This window comes from Armatimonas rosea, from assembly GCF_014202505.1.
GTDB lineage: Bacteria > Armatimonadota > Armatimonadia > Armatimonadales > Armatimonadaceae > Armatimonas > Armatimonas rosea.
Map to the genome: position 1 here is coordinate 1055059 of NZ_JACHGW010000001.1, position 17052 is coordinate 1072110.

The window sequence follows — 17052 nt, forward strand, 5'->3', positions numbered from 1 at the left end:
ATTTCAACCCCTGGCACACCCCGGCGCAACCCAAGCAGGGGCTGGTGAGTCAAAAGCGACATGGAACACATCACTTGTCCGAGCTGTGGGGCGAAGAACCTCAAGACCGATCTTCAGTGTCTGAGTTGTGGCACGTCGCTCATCACCCGCCCCGCCCCGAGTCGCCCTGTGGAGCCTGCGCCGCTCTCAGAGCAGGCGCAGGCCGAGCTCGCGTTCTGGGAGAGTCCCACGGGCCAGCGGCGGATCGCGCTGCTCTCGGGGAGCGTCATGCTGGTCTGCCTCTGGGTGATCCTGCGCGGTGTCTTTGGCGTGATGCTCGTCCCCTTGCTGATCGCTGCCGGCATCTGGGAGCTCTGCGCCTGGAGCCGGGAGCGCGAGCAGAACAAGCGCTTTGAGCAGGCCCGGGATAAAGAGACCCTCCAGGCCGAGCTCGCTCGCCACGACCGTCCCGACCGCTTTGTCCAGACCAAGAGCGGTCCGGTCAAGGTCCGTGGCTTCGACTCCCGGCTGGACTAGCTCTTAGTCAGTGTTGCTGCCTTGCGCCGACGTTTTTCCACGACAGCAGGCACCGCACACTGTTGTGCTTCCCAAGCACTCATACCCTCGGTGCCGCTGCAGATTGTCGGTAAGAACAGCTGCGTGCAGTCATCGACCTGAGCAATGGTGGCGATGTAGGCGGCTGCGATCTGAAAGGTGCCTTGAAACAGGGGAGCGCAGGGGCGTGTGGTGGCACGTATGGGCTTCCCTTCCACCAGCCAGAAGACATCCTCAAGGGGAAGAAAGCGTGCGGTGTAGTTGCCACTCAGGAGTGCCTCGTAGTGCTTGCGTGAGAGACGGCCATACCGGCACATCCCTCCCGCCTCAACATAGACCCAGATGGACTCGGCAACGGACTCAGAGGGATGGGGAAGGTTCATGCCCATAAACTCCACACCGCTCCTTGGAAACGGAACCACACAGACGATTTTAAGGTAGAGTTTGGTATGCGTGAGGCCCTTAAAATCATCGCTCTGACAGTGGGGCTCTCCTGCGCCTACGGCATTGTCCACGACCAGATCACCGCGCGGGTCTGCCTGGAGTACTTCACTGTCGGCCACTTCTCCCCGACAAATATTCCCTGGACTCCGACCGTGCTGGGTCTCTACTGGGGCATTGTTGCGACCTGGTGGGTGGGGCTGATTCTGGGGCTCCCGCTCGCTCTCTGTGCCCAGGTTGGGCCATGGCCCAAGCGCTCCGCCCGTGAGCTGCTTCGCCCACTCATCATACTTCTCCTGGTGACGTTCGCTTGCGCGATGACCGGCCTTCTCATAACCCGCCTGATGAACTTTACCGCGCCGCCGCACGTGCTCCCGATGGTGCTCAACGCCGACCAGGGCGCTCGCTTCAGCGCCGATCTGGTGACGCACAATATCTCCTATGGTGTCGGGCTTTTTGGTGGCCCCTGGCTCTCGTCGTGGGTGCTCCGTCAGCGGCATCTGAAGGCACGGGCAGGGAGCCCACTCTAAGAAGGCTATGGAGCTGGCATTTTATACGGAGCACTTAGTGAAGGCGGGACGAGAGCTTCGCTGGGATGGGAGCGACCCGTACACCGCTTTGGTGCGCTGCAGGGTGGTAAACCAAGGCAGGGATGCGATCACCATCAGACACATGAGTTGCTCCTGGTGTGATAGTTACTCAACGACCACGCCCTATGTACATTTTGCAGGAAGCTGGAACTGCTTTAGTAATCACCTCATTCGCTGTACCCTGAAGCCAGGGGAGAGCTATGAGCGCGACCTCCCTCTGCTACTCCTCAGCCCGAGCCGTCGTCGTCCCCTCGACGCAGGTGAGACACGGACACTGCAGCTCTGGTTTGATACCTACCAGGGTACTCCCCTCTTGGAGAGCAAGCCACTGACCATCCGTGTGAGCGAAGTCGTTCCGCTTCTTGAGAAGGCACCGCTGGCAGTGACCCTACGTCCCTCTGGTATGTCTGCAGATGAGCTGGTGGGCGAGGTCAAGAATATCTCTCAGGAGCCGCTGGTTGTTGGGGAAGGTTACTGGGAGACCTGGATGTCACACCACACCAAGGTTTGGCTCCGCCCCGCACCGGGCTACTCTCAGCAGCGAGGGGATCGCCTTCTGTTGCCGGGCCAGAGCTACCGCTGCCCTCTTCGCCTCACCTTCGTCGAGGCGCAGCCGGGAGAGAAAATCACCACCCGTATGCGGCTGGTGACCCAACACGGGAGGGTAATCCATGTGGACAGTGAGCCTATTTCGCTGACAGTACCTTCGTAGACGATAGAATGGGAGTATGCCTCAGGCCGTTGTTCTCTTTGATGGTGTCTGCAACCTCTGTGACAAGAGCGTGCGCTTTATCTTCCGCCACGACCCGAGCGGCTACTTTCGCTTTGCGCCTCTCCAGAGCGAGACAGGACAGAAGCTCCTCGCCGAGGCGGGGGCGAGCGCGCCCGACCTCAACTCCATCCTGCTGATCGAAGACGGTAAGGTCTACGACCGCTCCACCGCCGCGCTACGAATCGCCCGTCGCCTGAGTGCACCGTTCTCCGCTTTGTGGGTGGGGATGATCGTCCCCAAGCCGCTACGTGACTTTGTGTACAAAATCATCGCGAAGAATCGCTACAAGTGGTTTGGTCAAAAAGAGAGCTGCGAGATGCCGCCCCAAGGCCTCCGAGAGCGCTTTCTCGCCTTCGAGTAGCCCTCACGTCTCCCAGTCCTCCAGAATGCTCTGGGCGGCGGCCTTGAGCGCAGGCCGCACCAGCTGATCGGCGATGAACTCTTTGGTAGTGGTGTCTTTGTGGGCGGCAAGGACGATCATGACATGGATTTTTTCGTTGCTGGAGAGGCTCGGAAAGCTAGGATTGTGCCCACTTACCAGCGTGAAAAGGTAGCTCCGAGACTCAAACGAGAGTGCCCTTGCCTGCTCATCGGGGATGCGTGGGAGGAGGCTGCTGAGCGCTTTCCAGCAGGCGAGCCGGGTCTGCTCGCTCGCGGTGTCTTGCTGGCTCAGTGCAAGCAAGATCTCCACGGTGTCGATTTGCTGGACCTGGGCCGCATAGCGCGCAATCGCTTCCTCCCCATTCCTCGCCGCCCGAGGACGCAGTGAGCGCTGTGTGAGGATCACGGCCAGCAGGCAGGGAAGAATCGTGATGAGGACGATGGTCGTTACAATCATCTGAGGCACCAAGAGATGCAACACCTGAAAAAGTATCAGAGCGAGCATTGCCAGAGGGCTCAGAATCAAACAGAGTAGAAGTAGTATCGTTGACGTGCGGTTTAGGTGGACTTGTGAGCCCGCAATCAGTAGCTCCAGCGCGTCTTTATCGGGGAGCCCTTCGACAAGCCGAAGCGCCTCCTCGACACCGGCTTCCTTTGCCAGTGTTCTTGCCACCACCCGAATCTCTGGTGCGACCGCTTGCGCCTGGAACACTACCAGTCCTCCAAGATGCTCTGCGCCACTTCTCGTAAGGACGGATGGGTGAGCTTACTTCGAATAAGTTGATAGGTGGCTTGGTCTTTAACGGCTGCTAGAGCCAGCATTGCCGCGATCTTATCGTAGTCAGTAGCGAGGGTAGGGGAGAGTGTTTTTCCGATCACCAACTGATGTAAGAATATCCGAGCTTCTGGCGAGAGTGCCCTTGCCTCTGTATCAGAGATCCGTGCGAGTAGCCGCATTGCAGAGGCCCAACACGCTTCGCCTGAATCGTGAGTTTTAGGATTCTTCGCGATATAGCGCAGGAGGTAATCCAGCGCATTGGTATCGGAAATATTGTGTACACGGTGAGCAATTGCCGCTTTGAGATTATTTTGAAAGATATCTGGGTTTAGACCAAGAATTCCTAGACAGAGAAGGGGGAGACCCTTTAACAGAAAGACCAGAAACTGGATACTCATCTCCCACTTTTGGTGGGTAAGGATGCGGTAGAACTCCAGGAGATGCCCGAGTATCCAGCAGGTAGCACCGGTAACTAAAAATGGCTTGATGCGCCGAGGTCGCACGAGCCTGGCGCTCTCCAGTAGCTCTAGCGCGTCTTTATCGGGGAGGTGCTCGACGAGGCGTAGGGCTTCGTCGGCACCTCCTTCTTTCTTGCGTAGCGCCTTGGCGACCGCCTGAACATCGGAAGGTATGGCCTGCGGTTTCTGGCGCTGCATGACAGTTTAGAGCTTCTGGACAAACACCCGTAGCTGCGTGCCTTGCTTGGCCTCGTAGGCGACCGTGGTCTGCGCTCCGACCACCAGCACGGGAAAGGCGGCTTGGCCGTCGCTGGGGGCGCTGAGCTGCCGGCCTTGGTCGCCGTTCTTGGAGGTGCGGTACCAGACACTCTGCCGTCCGCTACGGGTCTCCTCCCAGACCGCCGACCAGGTGCCATCGGCGGACAGGGCGAGGCAGGGATGGTCTTGCGTGCCGCCGGGCTGGGGCTGAAGGTCCGCATCCGGCGCGGGGGCCGTCGCCTCGCGCCAGGAGACATGGGGGGCGGACTTATTGACATGCTTCCACGCCACCAGCACGCGCCGGCTATCGCCCGAGACCACGGTGGTGGGGAGCGACATGGGGCAGCCGGTCTCCAGCGTGGGGGACGTATTGATGCGCTGGACGGCCCCAAAGCGCTTTCCGCCATCGAGCGAGCGCCGTAGGAAGAGCTCCCGGCTATTTTTTAGCCCGCCCTCACGCCAGGCGATTGTCGGGTTTCCCTTGCTATCGAGCCCCAGCCCCGGCGCGCAGCACTCACAGACCGTCCGCGCGACTGTCGTGCGGTCGGTGAGCTCCCCGTTGACCAGGCGGGCGTAGTTGAGGTCCTGCCCCGGCCCGGAGCGTGCGGAGATATCCAGCCAGGCGAGATGCGCCACGCCGTCTGCGCTGACCGAGAGCATGTGCAGCCCCTCGGGCGCTTTCTTCTCCAGCAGGTTGATCCGAAGCGGCGAGGAGAACGTCTTGCCACCGTCTTGGGACTGCACCAAGTAGAGCTCCGGCGCGGGGTAGCGCTTCTTGCGCTCCTCGGCGTCGAAGGTAACCGGCGCCGAGACCGTGATCGTCCCCCGTGCGTCGATCCCGATCCGGGGGCCGCGCTGGCGCCCACCGCGTGCTTGGCCCGCACAGTCCATCGCGACCACGGGCTCCGAGAAGCTCGCGCCGCCGTCTTTGGAGAGCGCGACCGTGATATTGCCGCGCTGGAGCATCGCCAAGGCTACCAAGCCACCGGGCCCAAGCGCCAGCGCCGGCTGCTGGGCATCGTCGAAAGAGGGCATGATGATTTCCTACATTCCCGTCTGGGTGATGCGCCCACCGGTGACCGGCAGGTAGACCCCCGTGACATAGTTGGCCAGGTGCGAGAGGAAGAAGACGCAGCCGTTGCCGATCTCCTCGGCGCTCCCGTGTACTCGCAATGGGAGGGACTTGGCGAAGTTCTTGCTCCCCTCGCTCTCCGTATCTACTTTCTCATCGGCCATCCAGCCGGGAGCGACCATATTGACCGTGATGTTCTCCGGCCCCAGCTCGGTGGCGAGCGAGCGGCTCATCCCGACCATCGCGCCCTTGCCCGCGGTGTACATGCTCCAGCCCGCCGGTGCCATGTTCCAGAGCTCGGTGACGATATTGACGACACGTCCGCCGCCTTGGGCATTGAAGTGTGGCCGCGCCGCGGTGAGCGTGTTGTAGACCGCCTTGACATTGTAGTCCAGCATGTTCTGGTAGCCTGCCCAGCCGTGCTCGCCCAGCTTGCCGGGCTGCGAGCCCGCGATCGCGTTGTTGATGACCCCGTCGATGCGCCCAAAGTCCGCGACAATGGCGTCGATCATCGCCTTCACACTGGCTTCGTCGGTGACATCCGCTTGGTACGCCTTGGCATCGTTGCCGATCTCCGCCGCCACCGCCTCGGCCTTTTCCGCGCTCTTGCCGTAGTTCACCGCGACAATCGCTCCCTCGCGCGCCAGCACCCGGCAGATCGCCGCTCCGATCCCACGCCCGCCGCCGGTGACGAGCACCACTTTCCCTGAAAGAAGCATAAACTCTATCCTCCGGCTCCATTCTACCTGCCGGGTATTCGTCGTGGCCTATGGTAGAATTCCCACCAATGAAAAAGCCGCTCTCCTCCCTGAAAAACTCTCTCTGTCTCCTGATAACTGTTGTGGCCTTCGCAGGCTGTGGAGGAAGTGGGCCCGGCTCTGGACCGACGCCGACACCTACCCCCACCCCCACTCCAAGCCCAGTACCGACACCCACCCCCGCGCCTGCGGATCGCTACGAGGCGATTCTCTTACACCCGAGTGGGTATCTCTACAGCACGGCGAGTGGGGTAGCCGGTGACGTGCAGGTTGGCTCGGCGATGCTTGCTTCCAGCACGAGGCAAGCGGTGCTCTGGCGGAGCACGACCTCCTCGGTGAATCTCCATCCGTCGGGGTTTTCCGCCAGCGCGGGGACGCGCGCACTGGGCGAGCTCCAAGTGGGGTACGGCCACTCGACGACACAGGGGGGAAGCCATGCGCTTCTCTGGCGAGGCAGTGCCGCCAGTGTCACCGACCTTCATTCATCGGCGTTCTTCTCCACACAGGCACAAGGGCTCTCCGCAACCGCGCAGGTGGGGAATGGTACCTTTAATACGATCGCGGGGACGCATGCCCTGCTCTGGTATGGGACGCCAGAGAGTGTGGTCGATCTCCACCCGAGCGGCTACTACGATAGCTATGCCCGCGATGTGGACGGGGAGTACCAGGTGGGGGTGGGGTACACCGTGGGAACCTTCAAGCCACATGCCCTTCTCTGGCGAGGCACGGCGGCGAGTGCTGTCGATCTGAATCCTGCGGGATTTGCTCTCAGCGAGGCCCTGGCTGTCTCTGGGGAGTACCAGGGAGGCTATGGAGTGCTGAGTACAGGCACTCCCAATCTCGTCCACGCGCTCCTGTGGCGAGGGACCGCAGCCAGTGTCGTGGACCTGAGCCCGGCGGGATTCAGTGAGTCTGAGGTGACAGATCTCGCGGGGGACAGGCAGGTGGGGTTTGGGCTCTCAAACGAGGGAGGTGCCAGCCATGCCCTTGTCTGGCGCGGCACCCCACAGAGTGTCGTGGACCTTCACTCGCTCCTCACGGGCCTGACGGTCGATGGCCGCCGCCTCAATGTGGGGAGCTCCACGGCGCTGGGAGTCGATAGCGCAGGGAATGTGGTCGGGGAGGTCTTCGAGGGGGGGATGGCGGCCGGCTATGCTGTCCTCTGGCGACGGCTACCCTAAGGACTCGAGCCGTGCCCGGCGCTCGTCGGCGCGGTGGCTCGCCCGCTCACGCTTGCTGTAGCGCCCGCGCTGGTCTGCGTGGGCGCCGGCACCGCTGCGGTAGAGGGCACTGGTAAAGAGCGCCGACGGCAGGTGCTTGAGGGCTTTAAGCTGCTTGGTGGGTTGTGTGACGGGTATGCGTTTCATGGTGATCTCCTACTCTCTCCCTCACTTTGGGGACTCTCTCCCTCTCTATCGCAGTGAGACACCAAAGTGCTTAAGAAGTTACAGAAAGAGCGCATCGCTTCCCTTTCACGACTTCTTCATAACCCTCAGGTACTGTGCCTCCATGCTTGAAAAGACACGTGTGGGAGTCTTGCGCCACGAGGGGCAGTTTCAGCTGCGGGCAACCGAGGCGATCACGGCCGGGGAGCGGCTCTTTCGGATCGAGGGGGAGCGGACAAACACCCCGACACGCTACTCCGTCCAGCTCGACGAAACGACGCATATCGACTTAGGGGAGCGCCCACTGGAGGAGTTTCTGGACCGCTACTTCTGGCGCTTCATGAACCACCACTGCGAGCCGAGCACGTTTCTGCGCGGCGATGAGGTCTACGCGGCCCGTAACCTTGCGCCCTGGGACGAGCTCACCTTCAACTACAACACGACCGAGTACGACATGGCGGAGCCGTTTGACTGCCGCTGTGGGAGCCCGCACTGCCAAAGGGTCGTCCGTGGCTTTCGCTGGCTTCCCGCCGCCGAGCAAGAGGCGCTTCGGCCCTGGCTGGCACCGTACCTGCTGCGTCTCCTCGATAGTGCGTAAAGCCCGTACAATGGGGACAGTATGACGACGCCTACCTGGCTCCCTGAGTTCTTCGAGCACGCCGTTCGCACCTGGCCCGATGCCCTTGCCATCGACATTCCCCCCGGCCCGACCCGGCCGGAGCGGACGACCCTCACCTACGCTGCGCTGGCCGAGCAGGTCGAGGCACTTCGTACGGCGATTCAGGACCATGTGGTGGGCGAGTGCATTGTCGCCATCCTGCTGGGCCGCGATACCGAGCGCCTCTATGTCGCCCAGCTCGCGGTCTTGAGCGCGGGCGCGGCCTATCTCTGTATCGACCCCTCATTCCCCGACGAGCAAGTGCGTGAGATTCTCCGCGACTCCGCCGCCGTTCTGCTCCTCACCGACGCGGCCGGCCAAGCCCGCGCCGCGCGCGGGGAGTTTCCCGTGCGCGTGTTTAACCTCTCCGGAGGTAACCTCTCCCTCCCCCAGCCCCTCCCTCCCCCGGACGCTCATTCTTCGCTGGGGAAGAGAGGGGAGCCAAATTCGCTTTCCCCTTTCCCAGTGAGGTACGAACGCCCGGGAGAGGGGCTAGGGGAGAGGTTACTCCCGGAGAGGTTAGCCTACGTCATCTACACCTCGGGGACGACCGGGAAGCCCAAGGGGGTTCTGATCGAGCACCGGAGTATCGTCAGCCTGGTGCAGTCCGATCTTATGGAGTTCGGGCTCGGGCCGGGCGACCGCGTGGCCCAGGGATCGTCGCCCGCCTATGACTCGTCGGTGGAGGAGCTCTGGCTCGCACTCGCCTCAGGGGCGACGGTCGTGGCGATGGACGACGACGCGGCGCGGCTGGGGCCGGACTTGGTGGGCTGGCTGCAGCGCGAGCGCATCACCGTGCTCTGTCCGCCGCCCACGCTTCTGCGAACCACCGGCTGCGAGAGTCCTGCCGAGCTCCTCCCCGCGCTCAAGCTGCTCTATGTCGGCGGCGAGGCACTCCCCCGCGATATCGCCGATACATGGGCCAAAGGGCGGCGGCTGGTCAATGGCTACGGCCCCACGGAGTGCACGGTCACAGCCCTGCGCGGCGACGTTCGAGTCGGGGAGACGATCACGATTGGGACGCCCGTGCCGGGGCTAGAGTCCTGGGTGCTGGATAGTGCGCTGGACCTTGTCCCCGATGGCAGTGCGGGCGAGCTCTGTCTGGGAGGAGTCGGGCTGGCGCGGGGCTACCACCAGCGCCCCGAGCTCACTGCGGAGAAGTTTATCGACCACCCGACTCTGGGACGGCTCTACCGTACGGGCGATCTCGTCCACCGCGACCCGGCGAGCGGCGCGTTTCACTACCACGGGCGAATGGACTCGCAAGTGAAGCTCCGTGGCTACCGGATCGAGCTGGAGGCGATCGAGACCTGCCTGGCCGCCTGCCCCGGCGTCCGCGAGGCCGCCTGCTGTGTCCAAGGCAACGACCTCGCCGCGTTTATTGTCCCCGAGGAGGTGAGCGCGCCTCCCACCTTCGATGCGCTCCGTGCGGCCCTCCGTGAAGCCCTTCCCAGCTACATGGTGCCCGCGCTCTTTGGAGTCTTGAGGGAGCTCCCGCGCAGTGTCGGCGGAAAGCTCAAGCGCGAGGGCCTGCCCCTGCTGAGCCGGGGGGAGCGACCCATCGGGGAGCGGGAGTTTGTCGCACCCCGGACTGCGCGGGAGCGCGCACTGGCCGCTGCGGTTGCCCAGACACTGGCCCTGACCGGCGAGGTCTCGGTCACCGACGATTTTTTCCAGGAGCTGGGGGGCACCTCGCTTCAGGCGGCGCAGCTGATCTCCCGCCTCCGCACCGACCCCGCCACTGCCTCAGTCACGGTCCGCGAGCTCTACGAGGCTAGGACGGTCGCCGCGCTCGCCCTGCGCGTGACTCCGCCGCTGCCGCCCCAGCAGCAGCGCCCGCGACAGGCTCCCCTAGACACACGCGGCGAGCTACGGACCGGGGTCTTACAGGGGCTCTGGCTCTTGCTGGAGCTGACGGTGGCATCGTTTGCCGCCTACGAGGTTTTCTACAGCCTCCTGCCCGCACTCCTCGCACGCCTGGGAGTTGCGCTCCTGTTCCTGCTCACGCCACTCCTGCTCCTGGGGGGGCTCGTGCTCTACACGCCGCTTGCCGTCCTCGTCGCGGTGGCGGTCAAGCGCCTGCTGATCGGGAAGTACACCCCGCGCCGCGAGCCGGTCTGGGGGGCGTTCTACCTTCGGCACTGGATCGTGGTCCAGACCGCGCGGCTGATTCCCTGGCCCGTGCTGGGGGGGACGGAGTTTCAGTGCATGGTGCTCCGGGCACTCGGGGCGCGGATTGGGCAGCGCGTGCACCTCCACCGCGGGGTGGACCTGACCCAAGGTGGCTGGGACCTGCTGACCCTCGCCGATGATGTCACGGTAGGCCAGGACGCGGCCCTGCGTCTGGTCGAGCTGGAGAGCCGGGAGCTGGTGCTCGGCCCGATCACGCTGGGGGAGGGCGCGACGCTGGAGGTGCGTGCCGGAGTCGCGCCGGGCGGAGCTCTGGAGCCGGGTGCCTCTCTGACCGCGCTCTCGTCGCTGCCCGCTGGCGCGACCGTGCCCGCGGGCGAGCGCTGGGACGGCATCCCGGCACGTCCCACGGGAGCGACACCGCCTGCTCCCGTGCCCACACAACACCCGCCCACGCTCTCGCCGCTTGCCTACAGTGTCGCGCTCCTGCTCGCACAGAGCGCCCTCTGGTCGGTGCTGGCCCTGCCGCTGGAGCTCCTTAGCCTCGGGGCGCTGGTCTGGGTAAAGGCCTCGGACGCGCTCCCGCTCTACACCGCACTTCTCACTCTCTCGCTCCCTCTCACTCTGGCACTGGAGGCCCTCGCCGTGCGCGCCTTGGGCCGGGTCTCCCAGGGCGTCCTCCCGCGCTGGAGCCTGGCCTACCTGCGGGTCTGGCTCAAGGCGGGGCTCGTGGATACGGCGGGGGAGTGGCTCAGTGGCGCGCTCTTCTGGCCGCTCTGGCTCCGTGCCGCGGGGATGCGGGTCGGGGCGGGCTGCGAGATCAGCACGATTATCGACGTCGTCCCAGAGCTCATTGAGATCGGCCCGGAGACCTTCTTCGCCGATGGCATCTACCTCGGTGGTCCGCGGGTCCACCGTGGCACGGTGACCCTGGCGAGCGTGCAGATCGGCACCAATGTCTTTCTGGGAAACCACGTGGTGGTCGCGGGCGGCCAGCGACTCCCCGACAATCTCCTCCTTGGTGTTTGCACGGTCGCCGACGATCAGCTTATGCACGAGGGGAGCTCCTGGTTTGGCCACCCGCCCTTTGCGCTTCCCCACCGCGAGATAGTGGCGTGCGACCGGAGCCTCACCCACAGTCCCTCCGCGATCCGCTATGTCAATCGTGTTTTCTGGGAGACCCTGCGTTTCGCCCTGCCCGTAGTCCCCGCCCTCGTGCTCTACGAGAGCCTCTCTGCGATGGCGACGGGCGGGCTTGCGATCCCTCTGGCGGCACTGGCGGGCACGAGCGCCCTCTGCTTGCTGATCCTCGCGCTCAAGTGGCTCTTGCTGGGCCGCGCGCGCCCCGGTACCCACCCGCTCTGGTCGTGCTGGTGTAGCCGCTGGGACTTTCTCTATGTCGCCTGGGGAGTCTACGCCCGTGGGACACTCACGGCTCTGGAGGGCACGCCGCTCCTCACTCTCTACCTGCGTGCCATGGGGCTGAAGCTCGGAAAAGGGGTTGTCCTAGGCAGTGGCTTCTCTCAGGTGGTAGACCCCGACATGATCGAGCTCGGCGACGGTGCCACGGTGACGGCGGCGTTCCAAGCCCACACGTTCGAGGACCGTGTCTTAAAGCTTGATAAAGTCCGAATCGGGGCCAGTGCGACTGTCGGGAGCAACACCGTCCCCCTCTACGGCGCCACAACAGGGGAGGGAGCCTATGTCGCGCCGCATAGTGTGATCATGAAGGACGAGCACCTACTCCCGCACCGGCACTACGAAGGAGCCCCCACGCGGTGAGTAACCTCTCCCACCCCCAGCCCCTCCCCGGGTACCCTCTGGGTGCGGACGCTCATTCTTCGCTGGGGAAGAGAGGGGAGCAAATCCCCTTAGATTCCCCTTTCCCAGCGAGGAACGACGGGTACCCTCTGGGTGCGGGAGAGGGGCTAGGGGAGAGGTTATCGGGGGCAGGGGGAGAGGTTACTCCCGGAGAGGTGACCCGCCTTCCCGCACTCGACCTCGCCCGTGGGATCGCGGTGGTGGGGATGATCTACATGCACTTCGTGGGCTCGAAGCTCGCGACAATCCTCGAAGGCCGGGCGGCGGCGCTGTTTTTTATCCTCGCGGGGATCGCCTGGGCGCTCTCCGGAAAGTCACGTGCGCGTCGGGCCTTGGTGCTGGCGGCGTTTGGCGTGCTCTTCCACCGCCTCGTCTGGCCGACTGAGGTGCTCGTGCCGCTGGCGCTGATGATGCTTCTCTGTCAGGGCCTCTGGCGACGAGGACCATGGGCCGTGGGGGGCGCGCTGACACTGGTCTTGGCAGTTACGCCGCTGGCGCAGGCACGCTTTTCCTCGCTGATCGTGAGCGACTGGCTCGACGACGGTAGCCACCTTGCCGATCACACCCTGGGCTGGCCGACCCTGCGGGCGCTGGTGCTGGACGGTAACTACCCGCTCCTGCCGTGGCTGGCACTGCCGCTCTTGGGGATGCTCGCGGTGGCGGGCACGGGGCTGACGGCGCGGCGCACGCGGCTCTGGTTTTTTTGTGCCCTCCCCCTGGCCGCGTTGGCGCAGTGTCTTGGCCCTGCCACCTGGGTGCCGACCACACTGCCGTTTCTCCTGCGGATCGGGAGCACGGCGGCGGCGCTGATCGCTGGCCTCCTCTGGTGGGATGCTGCCCGAGGGCTGCCGCGCTTCACGCTCCCGCTGGCAGCGCTGGGGCGGCTCTCACTCACACACTACGTCGGGCATATCGTGCTGGTCTTTGCCCCCCTGCGCCTGCTCTACCCCGATGAAGACTGGCCGCTCCGTGTGGGGCTTGCCGCGTTCTTAGGCTACGTGGCAGTGGCCATGCCGCTGAGCATGCTCTGGCTACGGCGCTCTCCGCACGGGCCGCTGGAGACTCTCTGGAGAAAATAAAAACCGAGCAAGGGCTCTTCCCTGCTCGGTTTCGTTTATCTGACGTGTGACTAGTCTTCGAGAGCCTCTTCGCTGAGCTCCAGGTTATGGTAGACATTCTGCACATCGTCGTTGTCTTCCAGGGCATCCAAGAGCTTGAGGACTTTCTTCTGCTCCGCCACATCGAGCTCCGCACGCGTGGTCGGGATCTGCTGGATATCGGCCGACGAGGTCGCGATCTTGGCGGCGTCTAGGGCATCACGGACGGTCGCGAAGTCCTCAAAGGCCGTTGTCACCTCAAAGCCGCCATCCTCGCTGGGCTGCACGTCTTCTGCACCCGCCTCGATCGCGACCTCCATCAGGACCTCTTCGGTCGTGACACCAGGGTCGATCACTAGGATGCCCTTGCGCTCGAAGAGATACGCGACACTCCCGGAGTCTCCAATGCGCCCGCCGTTCTTGGCGAAGGCGCTGCGTAGCTCGGGGTAGGTGCGGTTGATATTATCGGTGAGCGACTCGACAATGATGGCGACACCGCCGGGGCCATAGCCCTCAAAGGTGCGCTCGTCCAGGTTGCCGCCATCGAGCTCACCGGTTCCGCGCTGGATCGCGCGCTTGATCGTGTCCGCGGGCACCGAGTTCTGCTTTGCGGTCTGAACCGCCATGCGCAGTCGGATATTGGTGTCCGGGTTGCCGCCGCCCTTGGCCGCGATAATGATCTCTTTTGCCAGCTTGGTAAAGAGCTTGCCGCGCACGGCGTCTTGCTTGCCTTTGCGGAGCCGAATATTATGCCACTTACTATGGCCAGACATAGTTCTTAAAATCCTCCGCTCGATTTTACCGCATGTGAGGAAGGGGAGGCGAAAAAGCGGGGAGCAGCTTCAGGAGGCCCGCACAGGCTCCAGCGCCCACTCCCCATGGTTGGTTGATAAACAGGATGGTTTCTACGATCTCCCTAACTCCACCTGTGCCACTGCCAAGGCAGTAAAAGTACAGGGTCACTATAGAACACGATCCTTACACAGGCCTTACACTTAGGCTTACACTTTTGTGTCTAGGCGCTCTCCAGGGCGAGTTTGACCACTTGGTCGGGCTTGAGGGCCTGCCCCATGGTGAAGGCTGCCACGGCATCGCCCACAAACGTGGCACGCACCTGCTCCGCGAGCCCATCGAGCTCCTCTTGTTCAGAGCGAGTACGCAGGCAGCCTGTCGCGGTGATGATCGCCTGAACCCCGCCAAGGAGCATGAGTGCACGTAGAGAGTTACCGGAGTGGGTGTGGCAGTAGACAAGACCAATCAGTCCCTCGATCAGTAGGTCGGTCTCCGCGAGGCTGTGACAATCTCGGACACTGCTGCGGTAGAGTGTCAGCGCTCGCTCCCAGTCGCCCGCTCGCCGGTAGAGCTCTGCCTCGTACCAGCCGATCCGTAGCAGACTATGCTGATCCCCCAGCGCCTCAAAGAGCACGGTCGACTCCTGGTAGTGTGTCAGACCCACAGCGTGGGCACCCAGACGACCGTAGACAATGCCCAGGGAGCAGAGGATAATGGCCTCAAGACGCTGGTTTTTCTCCTCACGCGCATTGAGGTGCTTGGCTCGCTGCAATAGCTCCAGCGCCTCCTCGTGCTGCCCAATTCGGGTGTGGAGCGACGACATATTGACACAGGCGAGGATGTAGCGAAACGTGGGGATAGCGTTGTCTTTGACCAGCTCGGTGTAGTAGTTGAGCGATTTTTCGATATTGCCTAAGAAGGCAAAGGCCTTGGCCTTACTCTCCACAAAGAGGTAGCTATAGTCACACTTGCGGTCGATGGTATCGATCAGCGCAAAGGCTTTTTTGAAGCTACTGGTCCGTGCATAGTGGAGGGTAATCTCGATCAGGAGCTGGTTGTAGGTGGCGGGGATACTCTCGAGCTCCAGGAGACGCTCCAGGCTCCGCTCGATGGTGGTGAAGTTGAACTGGAGGGTCCCCTGGCGCATCCAGTGGAAGAATAGCGACTCGGCGAGGCGAAGCTCACGCGGGATATCGGGCGGAGCACTCTGGAACCACTGGAGCGCCAGGACCCGGTTCTCATACTCCTCTTTGGAGCTATCCTGGCTAAAGTAGTGGGCGTGCTGCTGGCAGAGGGTGGTGCGCTCCTGGTCGCTGAGGAGGGAGTGGGCGAACTGCCGGATGCTCTCGAGCAGCCGGTAGCGGATACTCTCGCCCTGGCCCTCGCGCACGACCAGCGACGCATCCACCAGCTCGGTGAGAGGGCCCAGGAGAGCCGCACTACCACTGATCGCCTCCGCAGCCTCCAGGGTGCACCCTCCCCGAAAGACCGAGAGCAGGCGCAGGAACCACTGGGCATCCCCCGAGAGAAGCTGGTAGCTCCAGAGAAAAGTCGCCTCCAGCGAGAGGTGCCGGGGGTGGACATCGGTGTGGGCACTCACCAAGACTGCGATACTCTCGGTGAGCTTCTGGACAACGGCGCGGGGGGAGAGGGTCGCGAGGCGCGCGGCAGCCATCTCCAGCGCCAGAGGGATGCCATCGAGCTGGCGGCAGAGCTGGCGGAGGGGCCCCAGGGGGCTCCCCTGGAGAGAGAGCTCCGGGCGCAGGAGGCTCACACGATCCTGGAGGAGCTGGAGACTGGGACAGAGCCAAGCCTGCTCGTCGCTCAGAGAGTCTGGGAGCGGGAGGGGCTCGAGCACATAGACCTGCTCCCCACTCAGTGCCAGCCGCCGCCGCGATGTACACAAGAGCGAGAGGCCACGCACACGGCGCAAGAGGGTCTTGACACACTCCTGAAGGTGCTCTTCTTGGAGGTGCTCCAGGTTGTCGAGCACCAGCAGGCAGGGCTCTTGCAGCAGCAACGCGACTACCTCCTCTTGGGCCTGATCGGCATCGGGCGCGATGAGCTGCGGCGGAGATGCCTTTCCCTGTCGGCGTAGGGTGGTCAAGAGCACCTCCCAGAGCCGGCTCTCCGCAGGGGTATCGGCGAGGGGAACCCAGTAGGCCAGCTCACCCTGCTCCTCAGCGTGTCGGGCGAGCTCGCGCGCCAGCCGGGTCTTGCCAATGCCGCCCACCCCGACCAGGGTCAAGAGGCGGCTGCCGCGTGCCCGGAGGAACTGGAGCTCTTGCTGCTCGCTCTCTCGCCCAAAAAATCGGGTGAGCTCCAGAGGCAGGTTGCTGGGACGGGGTGCTGTGGCCACGGGAGCGACAGGTGCCACGAGAGAGGGAAGGGCACTTGGCGAGAGCAGGGCGACTGTCGCCTCGGTGGGGGCGATATTGAGCTCCCGCCGGAGCAGGCGCTCCAGCTCCTGGAAGTGGGTCCGTGCCGCGGTCACCCGGCCCGCCGCTTGGTAGACTCTCAAGAGGGTCTGGTGGGTCTCTTCTCGCAGAGGATCGTGCTGCAGCGCTTGGCGACAGCTCGCAATGGCATCGTCCCAGCGCCGCTCACCCGCCTGGAGCAGGGCAAGTTGGTTGAGTGTCTCCAGGAAGGCCTCTTGCAGGCGCTGGCGCTCCCCGAGGACCCAGGGCTCGTCGAAAGTGGGCAGGAGCGGGCCTTGGTAGGCTGCCAGGGCACGCTCTAGCTGCTCCCGGTGGCGTGGGTCTTGGGGAGTGAGCTTACGGGCGCGCTGGAGGGCCCCGTCAAACTCCGCCACATCGGTCTTGAGGGCCTGCGGGTCGAGCTGGAGCTGGTAGCGCTCGGTGCGGAGGAGCTGCTTGCCCTCCAGCCGCTGGCGGATGCGTGACAGCGCGACATTGAGGGAGTTGCGCCCCGCCTCCAGCTCCACCTGCGGCCAGAGCATCCCGATCAGGGTATCTCGGTCGTGTGGTCTGTCTTTATACAGAGCAAGGTACGCCAGGAGTATTCCCGCCTTACGGTGCTGAAACGCCCGGATCTCTCGCTCGTTGTGCCAGAGGCGTAGCCCCCCCAGAAGTCGGATATCCCAGTGCTGTTCTGTAGTCAACTTCTA

At 63.7% G+C, this 17052-nt stretch carries 16 protein-coding genes; 8 read left to right on the forward strand and 8 right to left on the reverse strand.

The features are described from left to right. The first annotated feature begins 60 nt into the window (after positions 1 to 60). Positions 61 to 516: a hypothetical protein gene (locus HNQ39_RS04825; RefSeq protein ID WP_184192815.1), complete on the forward strand. Its 456-nt coding sequence runs from the start codon at positions 61 to 63 to the stop codon at positions 514 to 516. Here the strand turns inward: HNQ39_RS04825 and HNQ39_RS04830 are convergent. Next, positions 513 to 956: a hypothetical protein gene (locus HNQ39_RS04830; protein ID WP_184192816.1), complete on the reverse strand. Its 444-nt coding sequence runs from the start codon at positions 954 to 956 to the stop codon at positions 513 to 515. The genes HNQ39_RS04825 and HNQ39_RS04830 overlap by 4 nt on opposite strands. 27 nt (positions 957 to 983) lie before the next feature. Here HNQ39_RS04830 and HNQ39_RS04835 point away from each other — a divergent pair, with 27 nt between their 5' ends. The 3 genes from HNQ39_RS04835 (at position 984) to HNQ39_RS04845 (ending at position 2698) form a co-directional block, all read left to right on the forward strand. Then, entirely contained in the window at positions 984 to 1505 is a 522-nt protein-coding gene (locus HNQ39_RS04835; RefSeq protein WP_184192817.1) for a hypothetical protein, read from the forward strand. Between the two features lie 142 nt (positions 1506 to 1647). Next, the gene (locus HNQ39_RS04840) at positions 1648 to 2277 is read left to right on the forward strand and encodes a hypothetical protein (protein ID WP_184192818.1); all 630 of its coding nucleotides are present in this window, start codon (positions 1648 to 1650) and stop codon (positions 2275 to 2277) included. Positions 2278 to 2293: 16 nt separating this feature from the next. Continuing rightward, positions 2294 to 2698, forward strand: coding sequence for a thiol-disulfide oxidoreductase DCC family protein (locus tag HNQ39_RS04845; protein WP_184192819.1), 405 nt, complete (start codon positions 2294 to 2296; stop codon positions 2696 to 2698). 3 nt (positions 2699 to 2701) lie between these two features. Here HNQ39_RS04845 and HNQ39_RS04850 read toward each other — a convergent pair whose 3' ends face one another. Genes HNQ39_RS04850 through HNQ39_RS04865 form a run of 4 tightly spaced genes read right to left on the reverse strand, consistent with a single transcriptional unit; the run spans position 2702 to position 6003 of the window. Beyond that, on the reverse strand, positions 2702 to 3430 hold the full coding sequence (locus tag HNQ39_RS04850; protein ID WP_184192820.1) for a hypothetical protein: 729 nt from the start codon (positions 3428 to 3430) through the stop codon (positions 2702 to 2704). Continuing rightward, positions 3430 to 4152, reverse strand: coding sequence for a hypothetical protein (locus tag HNQ39_RS04855; protein WP_184192821.1), 723 nt, complete (start codon positions 4150 to 4152; stop codon positions 3430 to 3432). The genes HNQ39_RS04850 and HNQ39_RS04855 overlap by 1 nt, the downstream gene beginning before the upstream one ends. 6 nt (positions 4153 to 4158) lie before the next feature. Next, positions 4159 to 5247, reverse strand: coding sequence for a sialidase family protein (locus HNQ39_RS04860; RefSeq protein WP_184192822.1), 1089 nt, complete (start codon positions 5245 to 5247; stop codon positions 4159 to 4161). 9 nt (positions 5248 to 5256) lie between these two features. After that, positions 5257 to 6003, reverse strand: a complete 747-nt coding sequence (locus tag HNQ39_RS04865) for an SDR family NAD(P)-dependent oxidoreductase (protein ID WP_184192823.1) — start codon at positions 6001 to 6003, stop codon at positions 5257 to 5259. Positions 6004 to 6071: 68 nt separating this feature from the next. Here HNQ39_RS04865 and HNQ39_RS04870 point away from each other — a divergent pair, with 68 nt between their 5' ends. Continuing rightward, positions 6072 to 7223: a hypothetical protein gene (locus HNQ39_RS04870; RefSeq protein ID WP_184192824.1), complete on the forward strand. Its 1152-nt coding sequence runs from the start codon at positions 6072 to 6074 to the stop codon at positions 7221 to 7223. Here HNQ39_RS04870 and HNQ39_RS04875 read toward each other — a convergent pair. Then, positions 7215 to 7409, reverse strand: coding sequence for a hypothetical protein (locus HNQ39_RS04875; protein ID WP_184192825.1), 195 nt, complete (start codon positions 7407 to 7409; stop codon positions 7215 to 7217). The two genes, HNQ39_RS04870 and HNQ39_RS04875, sit on opposite strands and share 9 nt — an antisense overlap. Positions 7410 to 7551: 142 nt before the next feature. Here HNQ39_RS04875 and HNQ39_RS04880 point away from each other — a divergent pair, with 142 nt between their 5' ends. The 3 genes from HNQ39_RS04880 to HNQ39_RS04890 all read left to right on the forward strand — a co-directional run bounded on the left by HNQ39_RS04880 (position 7552) and on the right by HNQ39_RS04890 (position 13115). Next, positions 7552 to 8025: an SET domain-containing protein-lysine N-methyltransferase gene (locus HNQ39_RS04880; RefSeq protein ID WP_184192826.1), complete on the forward strand. Its 474-nt coding sequence runs from the start codon at positions 7552 to 7554 to the stop codon at positions 8023 to 8025. A 21-nt stretch (positions 8026 to 8046) separates the two neighbouring features. Beyond that, positions 8047 to 11997 carry a non-ribosomal peptide synthetase gene (locus tag HNQ39_RS04885; RefSeq protein WP_221289808.1) on the forward strand — a complete coding sequence of 1317 codons (3951 nt, stop codon included), beginning with the start codon at positions 8047 to 8049 and terminating at the stop codon, positions 11995 to 11997. A gap of 194 nt (positions 11998 to 12191) precedes the next feature. Continuing rightward, the gene (locus HNQ39_RS04890; protein WP_184192827.1) at positions 12192 to 13115 is read left to right on the forward strand and encodes a DUF418 domain-containing protein; all 924 of its coding nucleotides are present in this window, start codon (positions 12192 to 12194) and stop codon (positions 13113 to 13115) included. Positions 13116 to 13165: 50 nt separating this feature from the next. On the opposite strand, the gene HNQ39_RS04895 is transcribed toward HNQ39_RS04890, so the two are convergent. Together HNQ39_RS04895 and HNQ39_RS04900 are read right to left on the reverse strand one after the other, a co-directional pair. Beyond that, positions 13166 to 13906, reverse strand: a complete 741-nt coding sequence (locus tag HNQ39_RS04895) for a YebC/PmpR family DNA-binding transcriptional regulator (RefSeq protein WP_184192828.1) — start codon at positions 13904 to 13906, stop codon at positions 13166 to 13168. 242 nt (positions 13907 to 14148) lie between these two features. Continuing rightward, positions 14149 to 17046, reverse strand: coding sequence for a BTAD domain-containing putative transcriptional regulator (locus HNQ39_RS04900; protein ID WP_184192829.1), 2898 nt, complete (start codon positions 17044 to 17046; stop codon positions 14149 to 14151). Positions 17047 to 17052: the final 6 nt, after the last annotated feature.